Below are 14,429 nucleotides of genomic sequence, written 5' to 3' on the forward strand. Positions count from 1 at the left end.
GTCTCGGTCACATCACCCAACAACTCCGCGAAGAACTCCTCGTGACCACCGTTCCGCAGACTCTCCCGCGCCTGCACCACGAAATCCCGGAACGGGCGCGGGGTGGGCAGCTCGTGCCCGTCGCCCGCCAGGAACGTCCGGACCTCCTGGAGCAGGACCTCCATGCCGACGTGGTCCTGAAGCATGTGATGCACCCGGATAAGCGCGAGCCATCGAGGGCCGCCGGGCGCGGCGGTGATGTGCGTGTCGATGAGCGGCGCGCGACCGATGTCCATGCTCAATCCGCCGGAGGCGGCCAACTCCGCCACCGAGTCGCGGCTTTCGGGTCCGAGGCGCACCTCCCGCACCGGCAGCGGGGCCCGTCGCTGGACCACCTGGACCGGCTCGGGCACGCCTTCCCACACGATCGCGGTCCGGTAGATGTCGTGCCGGTCGATCACCTGCTGGAGCGCCCACAGGAAACCGTCGAGCCGCTCCCGGGTATCGAACTCCAACACGAACGGCGCAACGTAGACGTCACGTTCGTGCTCGCCGGCCATCAGGTGGTGGAAGAGAATGCCCTCCTGGAGCGGCGCCAGCGGGTACACGTCGGCGATGTTCGCGGCACCACCCTCGATCGACCCGACCAGCCCCTCGACCTCGGCTTCCGACAGATCCACCAGCGGCAACATGTCCGGCGTCAGAGCCGTGGCGTCGGCCGGGATGCGGTTCGCCGGGACCATCACCGGCACCGGCCCGGCGATCTCCGCGAGCCCGGCCACGGTCGGCGACCGGAACAGGGCCCGAACCGACACCGAGACGCCCCGCGCCCGCAACCGCTCCACCAGCGTGATGGCCAGCAGCGAATGCCCGCCCAGCGTAAAGAAGTTGTCGTCCACCCCCACCGACGGCACGCCCAACACCTCGGCGAAGACCGCGCACAACACCTCCTCGCGCACGGTCGCGGGGCCCCTGCCATGCGTCCCGCCCGGCCCGTATTCGGGGGCGGGGAGCGCGTCGCGGTCCAGCTTCCCGTTGGCGGTCAGCGGAATGGCGTCCAGCACGACGATCGCCGACGGCACCATGTATTCCGGCAACCGTTCGACGACGAAACCACGCAGCGCCTCGACCAGTTGCTCGCCCGCCTCCCCATCGCGGGCCACGACATAGGCAACCAGGCGCGTCTCACCGGGTCGGGTAGCGGAAGAGGCGTCCGTACGGCCCATGCTCTCCTCGCGGGCGACGACGGCCGCCTGGGCGACGTCGGGGTGGGTCTCCAGCACGGTCCGGATCTCGCCGGGCTCGATCCGGAAGCCACGGATTTTCACCTGGTCGTCCGCACGACCGGCGAAGACCAACTCCCCCTCGGTCGTCCACCACGCCCGGTCTCCCGTGCGATACATCCGCTCACCGAAGCCGAACGGGCAGGCCACGAACCGTTCGCCCGTCAACGCGGGACGACCGAGATAGCCCCGAGCCAGGCCCGCACCCGCCACGTGGAGCTCACCCGTCACGCCCGGTGCCACCGGGCGCAGGGCGTCGTCCAGGACGTACATGCGGGTGTTGGCGATCGGCGCGCCGAAGGGAATCGGCACCCGTAGCGGGAGGTCGAGATGGGTCGAGGTGACCATGACCGTGGCCTCGGTGGGCCCATACGTGTTGATCAGTCGTCGGCCCGACGCCCATGTCCGCGCCAGGTGTTCGCCGACGGCCTCCGCGCCGATCAGCAGTGTCGCCACCCCGGCGAGGTCGTCCGGCTCCAGGACGGCCAGCAGGGACGGCACGAGGCTGGCGGCCCGTACTCCGTTCTCGTCCACCAGTCGCCGCAACAACTCCGGTTGGCTGCGTTCGTCGGGGTTCGCCACCACCAGCGTTCCGCCGTGCGACAGCGTCACCGCGACATCCAGCACCGACGCGTCGAAGCCGAAGGACGCGAACTGCAGGACCCCGACGCCGGTTGCCACGCCCATCATCGGCGCGAACACCGAGACGAGGTTGCGCAGTCCGGCGTGGGTGGCCGCCACGGCCTTCGGCGTGCCGGTGGAGCCCGACGTGTAGATCACGTACGCCAGTCCGGTCGGCGACACACTCACCGGGGCGACCTGGGGAGTGGTCGTCGCGAGGATGTCCGAGGCCGCGGGATCGTCGAGCGCGATCACCGACAGGCCCGCCGTCGGCAGGTCCGCGAGCGTCTCCCGGATCCCGATCAGCGTGCCGATTCCGCTGTCCGCGAGCATGAACTCCGCTCGCTCCCGCGGATAGTCCGGATCGATCGGCACATACGCCGCGCCCGCCCGCCACACACCCAGAATCGCCGCGACCATGTCCACTCCGCGCGGCAGGCACAGCCCCACCAAGGACTCCGCCCCGACACCCGAACCGCGCAGGTATCCGGCCAGCCGACCGGCCCGGGCCGCCAACTCTGCGTAAGTAAGCGCAACACCGTCACACAGCACGGCCGGCGCATCCGGCGTCCGCACGGCCTGTACGGCGAACAACTCCGGCATCAGCGGCCCGGGCACGTCAGTCGTCGTGTCGTTCCACTCCATTAACACCCGCGACCGCTCGCCGCCGTCGAGCACGTCCACCGCGCTCAGCGACAGACCCGGATCCGCAACCAATTCCGTGAGCACTCGAATCCAGCGACCACCGAAGCCCTCGACCGATTCCCGGTCGAACAGATCCGCCGCACCCACCAGGCCACCACGAAGTCCCGCCGCACGACCCTCGTCGTCGAAGAGCTCGGTGAGTGAGACGTCCAGGTCGAACTTGGCGACCTGCGCGGCGAATACCCTCGCCGCCGCCGCGGCGCCCGGTGTGCCGACCTCGATGCCGGGCAACTCCAAGCCCGCCCGCCCGGTGTTCTGCACGGTCAACATCACCTGGAACAACGGGTGTCGGGCCAGCGATCGGGCCGGCGCCAATTCCTCCACCAGCCGCTCGAACGGCACGTCCTGATGTCCGAACGCGCCGAGCCCGCTGTCGCGGACCCGGCCCAACACGTCCCGGAACGACGGGTCTCCCGATAGATCCGTTCGCGTCACCAGGGTGTTCACGAAGAAGCCGACCAGGTCGTCGAGGCTCTCGTCGGTGCGGCCGGCCACCGCCGCGCCGATCGGGATGTCCGTACCGGCGCCCAGCTTCGACAACACCACCGCGAGCCCGGCCTGCAACACCATGAACACGGTCACACCCTCGGCCCGCGCCACCTCCCGCAACCGCGCGTGCACATCCGCGGACACCTCGAGCCCGACCCGATGCCCACGATGCGAAGCGACCACCGGACGCGGCCGATCCACCGGAAGCTCCAACTCCTCCGGCGCACCCGCCAAAACCTCCCGCCAATACGCCACCTGACCCGACAACACACTCGCCGAATCACCCTCGTCACCCAACAACTCCCGCTGCCACAACGCGTAATCCGCGTACTGCACCGGCAACGCGGTCCACCCCGGTGCCCGATCCGCACACCGGGCCGCGTACGCGGTGGAGATGTCCCGGCCCAACGGGCCCATCGACCAGCCGTCCCCCGCGATGTGATGCACCACCACCACGAAGACATGCTCGTCCGGCCCGGTCGAGAGCAGCCACGCCTTGATCGGTATGTCCGTCGCGAGGTCGAACTCGTGGCCCACGGCCCGCGCCACCACACCGGGCACCTCACCGGGCGCGACCTCCTCGACCGCCAACTCCCAGGCCCACTCGTCCAGGTCCAACACCCGCTGGTACGGCTCCCCGTCCGCCACCGCGAACACCGTCCGCAACACCTCGTGCCGACCCACCACATCCCGCAACGCCGCCGACAACGCGAGCACGTCCACACGACCGGACAAGCCCACCACCACCGGCAGGTTGTATGTCGCGCCGCCACCCTCCAACTGCCCCAGGAACCACAACCGGCGCTGCGCGAACGACAACGGCACCCGCTCCGGACGCACGCGCTCCCCGACCGAGGCCCGGGCCCGCCGTACCCGGCCGTCCTCCAGTCCGGCCGCCAGTCCGGCCACCGTGGGCGTCTCGAACAGAGCCCGGATCTCCAGTTCCACGCCCAGCACCGCGCGCACCCGCGACACCAGCCGCGTCGCCAGCAGCGAATGTCCGCCCAACTCGAAGAAGTTGTCGTCGACGCCCACCCGATCCAGACCCAACACGTGGGCGAACGCCCCACACAACAACTCTTCACGCAGACCGGCCGGGCCCCGACCGGCGTCCGTGTGGTAGTCGGGAACGGGCAGCGCCCCGCGATCGAGCTTGCCGTTGGGTGTCAGCGGCAGCTCGTCCAGCACGACGACGGCCGAGGGCACCATGTAGTCGGGCAACCACTGTGCCGCAAACCGTCGGAGCTCCTCGGGCAGGCGCGCGAACTCGGCGGTGCCGCCTTCCGCCGCGACGACGTAGCCGACCAGTCGTTTGTCACCGGTCCGGCCTGCCGTGTCGGCGTCCTCGCGGACGACGACGGCGGCCTGGGCGACGTCGGGGTGGGTCTCCAGTACGGTCTGGACCTCGCCGGGCTCGATCCGGAACCCGCGGATCTTGACCTGGTCGTCCGCGCGGCCGGCGAACACCAACTCACCGGACGCCGTCCACCGTGCCCGGTCGCCCGTGCGATACATGCGCTCACCGGAGCCGAACGGGCAGGCCACGAACCGCTCACCGGTCAGCGTCGCACGACCGAGATAGCCCCGGGCCAGGCCCGCGCCGGCGATGTACAGGTCACCGCTCACGCCCGGGGGCACCGGGCGAAGGAAGTCGTCGAGCACATAGGTGCGCGTGTTCGCGATCGGCGCGCCGAACGGGATGGGGCTGCGCAGCGGCGGGTCGAGGTGGGTGGCGGTGATCATCACGGTCGCCTCGGTGGGCCCGTAGGTGTTGATCAGTCGCCGATCCGCCGACCAGGTCCGGGCCAGGTGTTCGCTGATCGGCTCGGCGCCCACCAGCAGCGTGCCGACGCCGGACAGGTCCTTGGGTTCCAGAACGCCCAGCAGGGAGGGAACGAGGCTGGCGGCGCGGACCGCGTTGTCGTCGACGAGTCGGCGCAGCAACTCCGGTTGGCTGCGTTCGTCGGTGTTCGCCACCACCAGCGTTCCGCCGTGGGACAAGGTCACGGCCACGTCCAGCACCGACGCGTCGAAGCTGAACGACGCGTACTGCAGGACTCCGACGCCGGGTGCGACTCCCATCATCGGGGCGAACACCGAAACCAGGTTCGCCAGCCCGGCCCGCGTGGCCACCACGGCTTTCGGGGTCCCGGTCGAGCCCGAGGTGTAGATCACGTAGGCGGCCCCGGACGGTACCGGGTCGGCCACGGGTTCGACGGGGGCGGTCGTCGCGAGGGTGACCGAGTTCGTGGGATCGTCCAGCGCGATCACCGACAGGCCCACCGTCGGCAGGTCCGCGAGGGTCTCCCGGGTCCCGATCAGCGTGCCGATACCGCTGTCCGCGAGCATGAACTGCGCTCGCTCCCGCGGATACTCCGGATCGATCGGCACATACGCCGCACCGGCCCACCACACGCCCAGAATCGCCGCGACCATATCCACGCCACGCGGCAGGCACAGCCCCACCAACGATTCCGTGCCCGCACCCGACCGGCACAGGTACCCGGCCAATCGGCCTGCGTAGGAGGCCAGTTCCGCGTACGAGATTGCGGCTCCGTCGCACACCACGGCCGGGGCGTCCGGTGTGCGTACGGCCTGCACGGCGATCGACTCCGCCACCGTCGTGGTCGACGACGCGACCGCCGTGTCGTTCCAGTCGAGCAACACGCGTGACCGCTCTGCCGCGTCGAGCACGTCCACCGCGCTCAACCGCAGCCCCGGATCGGCTGCCAGATCCGCCAACGCGCGAACCCAGCGGCCTGCCAGGCCCTCCACCGAGTCCCGGTCGAACAGGTCGGCCGCGCCCACCAACGCACCGCGTAGCCCCGCCGGTCGCCCTTCGTCGTCGAAGAGTTCCGCCAGCGACACGTCCAGGTCGAACTTCGCCACTCCCGAGAGTTCGGCCGCGATCTCCTCGGTCGGGGCGCCGACCCGCACGCCGGGCAGTTCCAGGGCCGCTCGTCCCGTGTTCTGGAGGGTCGTCATCACCTGGAACAGCGGATGCCGCGCCAACGAGCGCGCCGGCGCCAGCTCCTCCACCAGCCGCTCGAACGGCACATCCTGATGTTCGAAGGCGCCGAGTCCGGTCTCCCGGACCCGGCCCAGTACCTCGCGGAACGTCGGGTCCCCGGACAGGTCCGTGCGCAGCACCAGGGTGTTCACGAACAGGCCGACCAGGTCGTCGAGGCTCTCGTCGGTGCGGCCGGCCACCGCCGCGCCGATCGGGATGTCCGTACCGGCGCCCAGCTTCGACAACACCACCGCGAGCCCGGCCTGCAACACCATGAACACCGTCACACCCTCGGCCCGCGCTACCTCCCGCAACCGCGCATGCACATCCGCGGACACCTCGAGCCCGACCCGATGCCCACGATGCGAAGCGACCACCGGACGCGGCCGATCCACCGGAAGCTCCAACTCCTCCGGCGCACCCGCCAAAACCTCCCGCCAATACGCCACCTGACCCGACAACACACTCGCCGAATCACCCTCGTCACCCAACAACTCCCGCTGCCACAACGCGTAATCCGCGTACTGCACGGGCAGTCGTGTCCACTCCGGTGCCTGCCCCACACACCGGGCCGCGTAGGCCGTCGAGACGTCCCGGCCCAACGGGCCCATCGACCAGCCGTCACTCGCGATGTGATGCACCACGAGCACCAACACGTGTTCTTCGTCTCCGGTCGACAACAGCCGTGCGTGCAGTGGGACTTCCGTCGCCAGGTCGAATGCGTGGCCCACGGCCCGCGCCACCGCACCGGGCACCTCGCCGGGCGCGACCTCCTCGACCGCCAACTCCCAGGCCCACTCGTCCAGGTCCAACACCCGCTGGTACGGCTCCCCGTCCGCCACCGCGAACACCGTCCGCAACACCTCGTGCCGACCCACCACATCCCGCAACGCCGCCGACAACGCGAGCACGTCCACCTGCCCCGACAGCCGCACCACCGTCGACGCGTTGTACGTGGCGCTGCGGCCATCCAACTGCCCCAGGAACCACAACCGCCGCTGCGCGAACGACAACGGCACCCGCTCCGGGCGCTCCCGAACCGCCAACGCCGTCCGCGCCGCGCCGGCGTCGGCCAGCGCCGCCGCGAGTCCGGCCACCGTCGGCGCCTCGAACAGCGTGCGAATATCCACCTCGACGCCCAGCACCGCCCGCACCCGCGACACCAGTCGGGTGGCCAGCAGCGAGTGGCCGCCCAGGTCGAAGAAGCCGTCGTCGACGCCGACCTCGTCCAGCCCGAGCACCTGCGCGAAGACACCGCACAGGAGTTCCTCGCGGAGTCCTGTCGGACCTCGGTCGCTGCCCGGGGTGTAGTGCGGGGCGGGCAGCGCCTTGCGGTCGAGTTTCCCGTTCGGAGTCATCGGCAGCGCGTCGAGCACGACGATCGCCGACGGCACCATGTAGTCCGGCAGCCGGGTGGCCACGAAACGTCGCAGTTCCTCGGCCAGGCGCGCCTCGCCGGCGGACGCGCCATCCTCGGTGCCGACGACGTAGCCGACCAGGAGCCGATCCTCGGTCCCGCCGCCGGGGACCGCGTCCGCGCGGGCGAGCACGGCCGCCTGGGCGACCAACGGATGGGCGACGAGCGCGGCCTCGACCTCGCCGGGCTCGATCCGGAAGCCCCGGATCTTGACCTGGTCGTCGGCGCGACCGGCGAACACCAGCCGCCCGTCCGCGGTCCACCGCACCCGGTCCCCGGTCCGGTACATGCGCTCGCCCGGCGCGAACGGGCAGGCCACGAACCGCTCACCGGTGAGCGCCGGCCGCCCGAGGTAGCCCCGGGCCAGGCTCGCGCCGGCCACGTAGAGTTCGCCGACCACCTCGGCCGGCACGGGGCCGAGGCGATCGTCCAGGACGTAGGCGCGCGCGTTGCGGATCGGCCCGCCGATGTCGGGTTCGCCGCCCGGCTCCAGGGGTGTGGACATGGTGGCGCAGACCGTGGTCTCGGTCGGCCCGTACGCGTTGATCAGCCGCCGTCCGACGGCCCAGCGCCCGGCCAGGTCGGTGCCGAGCGCCTCGCCCGCGGACACCAGTGTCCGCACCGACGGCAGGTCGTCGGCGTCCAGGACCCGCAACACGGCGGGCGGCAGCGTGGCGTGGGTGACCGCGTGCCGGGCGATCACCTCGGCCAGGCCCTCGCCGGGCAGCAGTTCCGCCGCCGGCGCCACCACGAGGCAGGCGCCGCTGCCCAGCGCCATCATCAGCTCCCACGACGCCGCGTCGAAGCCGGCGGACGCGAACTGGAGCACCCGGCTGTCCCGGTCCACGCCCAGCCGCTCGATCTGGGTGGTGACCAGACTGGCCACGCCGGCGTGCGAGAGGGCCACGCCCTTGGGCCGACCGGTGGAGCCCGAGGTGTAGATCACGTACGCCAACCCGGTGGCGGGCGTGGAAACCGTCGGCGCTTCGCCGGGACGGGCCGCGATGGCGGCCGCGACGTGCGGGTCGTCCGAGGCGATGCTCAGCACGCCGCGCACGGGCGGCAGGTCGTCCAGGATCGCCTCGGTGCCCAGCAGCACGACGGCTCGGCTGTCGGCGAGCAGGTAGGCGATCCGCTCCTGCGGGTAGCGCGGGTCGATCGGCAGATACGCGGCGCCTGCTTCGAGCACCGCGAGCAGGGCCACGACCAGGTCCACGCCGCGCTCCTGCACGACGGCGACCACCGACTCGGGACCCACACCCAGGTCGATCAGATGCCGGGCGAGCCGGTTCGCGCGCTCGTCGAGGCGTGCGTAGGAGAGTTCGACACCGTCGGCCCGGACCGCCACGGCATCCGGGGTGCTTCGCACATGGGACCGGAACAGCTCCGGCAGCGTCGCGGCCGAGCCCACGTCGGCGGCCGTTTCGGCCCAGTCCGCCACCAGGCGCGACCACGCTTCGTCGTCCAGGACCGACACTGCCCGCAGCGGGGCGTCCGGGCCGTACGCATCCTCGGGAACGGAGTTCGGGGCGGACCCCGGGGCAAACTCCCCAGCGGACTCCGCAGCCGTCTCCACAGCCGTTTCCAACGCCACGACCAGGTTCTCGATCGTCGTGTGCAGCAGGCGCGCGACGGCATCCGGGTCGGCCGGCGCCATCGCGTCCACGCTCAACGCGAAGCCATCGTCGGCCAGGTCGTCCACGGACACGGCCAGCGGGAAGTTGCTGCGGTCGTGCGTGGCCAGCGAGCGGATGCCGGCAAAGCCCGACTCTCCGTCGGAGTCCGGGCCATCCGCGCCATCCGCGCCACCCGTCCGTCGGGAGCCGCTGTGCCGGTAGTTGAACAGGGCGCTGAACAGCGGGACGTCGCCGTCCAGCCCCGCCGCCTGCTGCGCCACCGCCAACGGCGCGTGCTCGTGTTCGAGCAGCGCGGCGAGTTGGGCACGCATCGCCAGGACCGCCGCCCGCACCCCGACGTCGCGCAGCCGGACCCGGACCGGCAGGGTGTTCATGAACAGGCCCAGTGCCCGGTCGGCCCCGGCACCCGCGTTCATCCGCCCGAACAGCACGGTTCCGAAGACCACGTCGTCGCGTCCGGACAACGCGGCCAGCGCCCGGGCCCAGGCCACGTGCAGCAGGGTCGCGGGGCTGACTCCCAGTCCTCGGGCCACGTCGCGGATACGCCGGCCGACGTCCGCGCGGACCGGGAGGCCGGCCCGTCGTACGGCGGTGCCGTCGCCGCGCACGTCCACCAGGCCGTAGGGGTGGGTGGGTTCGGTGACGTCGCCGAGCAGGTCGGCGAAGTATCGCTCGTGGCCGCCCCGGCGCAGGCTTTCCCTGGCCTGGACCACGAAGTCGCGGAACGGCAGCGGCGGGGCGAGTTCGGCGCCGCGTCCGGTGCGGAACGCCTGCACCTCCTGGAGCAGCACCTCCATCCCGGTGTGGTCCTGAACCATGTGGTGCACGCGCAGCATGGCCAGCCAACGGGTGCCGTCGGCGGCCGGTGTGACATGCGCGTCGATCAGCGGAGCGCAGGTGATGTCCATGCTCGTCGCGCCGGCGACAAGCAGCGCGGCGACCGGATCCTCGGCACCGCCGCACTCGCCCGGGCCGAACTCGCGTACGGTCAGCGGCGCCCGACGGTGCACCACCTGCACCGGGTCGGCCACGCCCTCCCACACGATCGCGGTGCGGTAGATGTCGTGCCGGTCGATCACCCGGCCGAGGGCGCTCAGGAAGCCGTCCAGCCGCTCGCGGGTGTCGAACTCCAGCACGAACGGCGTGACGTAGACGTCGCGTTCGTGTTCGCCCGCGATCAGGTGGTGGAAGAGGATGCCTTCCTGCAACGGCGCCAACGGGTAGATGTCGGCGATGTTCGCGGCGCCGCCCTCGACGGTCGCGACGATGCGCGCGAGGTCGGCGTCCGACAGGTCCACCAGCGGCAGCAGGTCCGGGGTGAGTTCGGTGCAGTCGGCCGGGATCGGGTTCGCCGGGACCGGCACCGGTTCGGGGCCGGCGAGTGCGGCCAGGCCGGCCGGGGTCGGTGTCTCGAACAGGGCCCGGATCTCGACCGAGACGCCCTGCACCCGCAGCCGTTCCACCAGCGTGACCGCCAGCAGCGAGTGCCCGCCGGACTCGAAGAAGTTGTCGTCCACGCCCACCGTGTCCAGGCCGAGCGCCTCGGCGAACGCGGCACACAGGATCTCCTCGCGCACCGTGCTCGGTCCTCGGCCGACGCTGCCCGCGTGCTGCGGCGCGGGAAGGGCCTTGCGGTCGAGCTTCCCGTTGGTGGTCAGCGGCAGCGCGTCCAGGGTCACGATCGCCGCCGGCACCATCTGCTCGGGGAGCCGTTGCGCGACGAACTTCTTGACCGATTCCGCGAGTTCCTCGTCGTCCCCGGTCTCGGGGTCGGCCGGGACCAGGTAGGCGACGAGGCTGAGGTCGCCGGCGGCGGTGTCCCGACCGACGACGACCGCCTGGGCCACCCGAGGATGCGTGAGCAGCGCGGTCCGGATCTCGTCGGGCTCGATCCGAAAGCCGCGGATCTTGATCTGGTCGTCGACCCGACCGGCGAAGACCAGGTTGCCGTCCGAGTTCCACCTGACTCGGTCTCCGGTGCGGTACATCCGCTCGCCGGCGACGAACGGGCAGGCCACGAACCGCTCACCGGTCAAGGCCGGGCGATGGAGATAGCCGCGCGCGACACCCGCTCCGGCGACGTACAGTTCACCGGTCACCCCGGGCGGTACCGGGGCCAGTCGTTCGTCGAGCACATAGGCGCGAGTGTTGCCGATGGGCGTGCCGATCGGGACCGCGCCGTGCCGGAGCAGATGCGGGGTCAACGGCGTGGTGGTGACCCCGATCGTGGTCTCGGTGGGGCCGTAGTGGTTGAACACCGGGCGCTCGCCGGCCGCGCGCAGCAGGTCGCGCACCCACTCGGCCGAGGCCGCCTCGCCGCCGAGCACCAGCGACCCGGCCGGCAGCACCGCGGCCGTACCGCGCACGCTCGCCAGCGCGGCCAGGTGCGAGGGCACCACTTTGACGTGCTCGATCCGGTGCCGGACCAGGTACTCTGCCACGGCCGACGGGTCGAGCGCGGCGTCGGCGTCCAGGATGTGCAGTCGGCCACCGCTGACCAGGCTGCCGAACACCACGGTGTTGCCCAGGTCGGTGACCTGCGACTGGAGCAACGCGTAGCGCGCCCCGGGTGCGCCCAGTCCCACCCGCGCGGGCGCCGAGGCCACGTAGTTCGCGAGCCCGCCGTGCGTGACGGCGACCCCCTTCGGCCGTCCGGTCGACCCGGACGTGTGGATCACATAGGCCAGTTCGTCGGGATGCGGGCGCGCAATCGGGGTCGCGTGCGCCCCCTCCGGGTCGGTGCCGACCGGGTCCGAGTCGTCGACCCCGTCCGGGTCGTCGATCGCAACGGTGGGCAGCCGACCGGCCGGCAGGTCCTCCAGCAGGTCCTCGGTCCCGACCAGGATGACCGCGCGACCGTCCGCGAGCAGGAAGGCGATCCGATCCGCGGGATGGCTCGGATCGATGGGCAGGTACGCCGCGCCCGCCCGCCACACGCCGAGGATCGCGGCGATCATGTCCGACCCTCGGGGCAGACACAGCGCCACCACCGAACCGCGGCCGACCCCGCGCCCGCGCAGCACCCGGGCCAACCGCGCTGCGCGCGCCGCCAGTTCGGCGTACGAGATCTCGACGCCGGCGCACTCGACCGCGATCGCGTCCGGGGTCCGCGCCGCCTGCGCGGCGAACGACTCGGGCACCGACGGCGTCGGCGGGTCGACCCGCGTATCGTTCCACTCCACCAGCACCCGGGCGCGCTCGTCCTCGTCGAGCACGTCCACCGCGCCCACCCGCACGCCCGGATCGGCGAGCACCGTCTCCAGCACCCGCACCCACCGCGCACCCATCGCGCGCACCGAATCCGGATCGAACAGGTCCGCCGACGCGGTCAACCCGCCGCGCAGTCCGGCCGGCCGGCCCAGCTCGTCGAACACCTGGGCGATCATCACGTCGAGATCGAACTTCACCCCCGGCCGCGGCCCGGGCCGGACCTCGACCGCCAGACCGGGCAGGGCGACACTCGCGTCGAGGGTGTTCTGCATGGTCAGAACCACCTGGAAGAGCGGATGGCGAGCCGACGATCGAGCGGGCGCCAGCTCCTCCACGAGCCGTTCGAACGGCACGTCCTGATGCCCCAGCGCCCCCAGCCCCGCCTCCCGCACCCGGGCCAGAACGGTGGTGAAGGTGGGATCGGCGGACAGGTCGGTACGGATGACCAGGGTGTTGACGAAGCACCCGATCAGCGGGTCCAGGCTCTCGTCGGTGCGCCCCGCGACCGCCGACCCGATCGGGATGTCCGTACCCGCGCCCAGCTTCGCCAACAACACCGCCAGCGCGGCCTGGAGGACCATGAACACCGTCACGCCCTCGGCCCGCGCCACCTCCACGAGCCGCGCGTGCAGGTCCGCCGACAGTTCCAGGGGCACGGTGTGCCCGAGGTGACTGGCGACCGCCGGGCGCGGGCGCTCCACGGGCAGCGCGAGTTCCTCCGGCGCATCGGCCAGCGCGTCCCGCCAGTACGCCACCTGACGCGACAACACGCTGTCCGGGTCCTGGTCGCCGCCCAGCAACTCGCGTTGCCACAGCGCGTAGTCCGCGTACTGCACCGGCAGCGGCGCCCAGTCCGGCTCCCGGCCCGCCCGCCGGGCCGCGTAGGCGATCGAGAGGTCCTGTCCCAGCGGCGCCATCGACCAGCCGTCGGCGGCGATGTGATGGACCACCACGACCAGGACGTGCTCCTCCGGCCCGACCGTGATCAACGACGCCCGCAGCGGAGGCTCCGCCGACAGATCGAAGGCGTACCCACTGGCCCGCGCCACCGCGCCGGCCGACTCGTCCGCGTCGGCCGCCTCCACCCGGCACAACTCCCACGCCACCTCATCCGGGCGCAGGATCCGCTGGTACGGCTCACCGTCGGCGACCGCGAGCACCGTCCGCAGCACCTCGTGCCGGGCGATCACGTCCCGGAACGCCGCCGCCAGCGCGTCGACGTCGGGCCTGCCGACCAGCCGAAGCACGTTCGGGGCGTTGTACGTCGCGCTGCGCCCCTCCAGTTGCTCCAGGAACCAGAGCCGGTACTGGGCGAACGACAGCGGGATCCGCTCCGGCCGCTCCCGCACCGTCACCGCGGCCCGCGCCGTGTCCGCGTCGTCCAACACGGCCGCCACCCCGGCGACGGTGGGCGTCCGGAAAAGCTCGCGAATCTCCAGTTCGACGCCGAGCGTGCTGCGAATCCGGGACGCGAGCCGGGTGGCGAGCAACGAATGCCCGCCGAGTTCGAAGAAGTTGTCGTCGATCCCGACGGCATCGCGCCCGAGCACCTGCGCGAACACACCGCACAGGATCTCCTCGCGCACGGTGCGCGGCTCCCGGCCTGGTTCGGTGTGGTGGTCGGGTGCGGGGAGGGCTTTGCGGTCGAGTTTGCCGTTGCTCGTGAGCGGGAGTGCGTCGAGGGCGACGACGGCGGCGGGGACCATGTACTCGGGCAGACGGCCGGCGGCGAACCGCCGGAGGGTGTCGGGCAGGGCCGCCGGGGGTGTGGCGGCGTCTCGGGCGGGGACGACGTAGGCGACCAGATGGGTGCCCGAGGTCTCGTCGGTGCGGGCGACGACCGCGGCCTGCGCGACGTCGGGGTGCGCGGCGAGCGCGGCCTGCACCTCGGCGGGTTCGATCCGGAAGCCCCGGATCTTGACCTGATCGTCGACCCGGCCGGCGAACAGCACCTGACCGTCGTGGGTCCACCGGGCCCGGTCACCGGTGCGATACATCCGCTCGCCGGAACCGAACGGGCAGGCCACGAAACGTTCACCGGTGAGACCCGGGCGACCGACGTAACCCCGGGCGAGCTG

1 protein-coding gene is annotated in these 14,429 nt (G+C 71.8%); it reads right to left on the reverse strand.

The features are described 5' to 3' along the window. A partial coding sequence (locus tag ACZ4FV_RS49375) for an amino acid adenylation domain-containing protein (RefSeq protein WP_465327863.1) occupies positions 1-14,429 on the reverse strand: 14,429 nt, incomplete at both ends.

It is taken from the genome of Embleya sp. NPDC025285 (assembly GCF_055558835.1).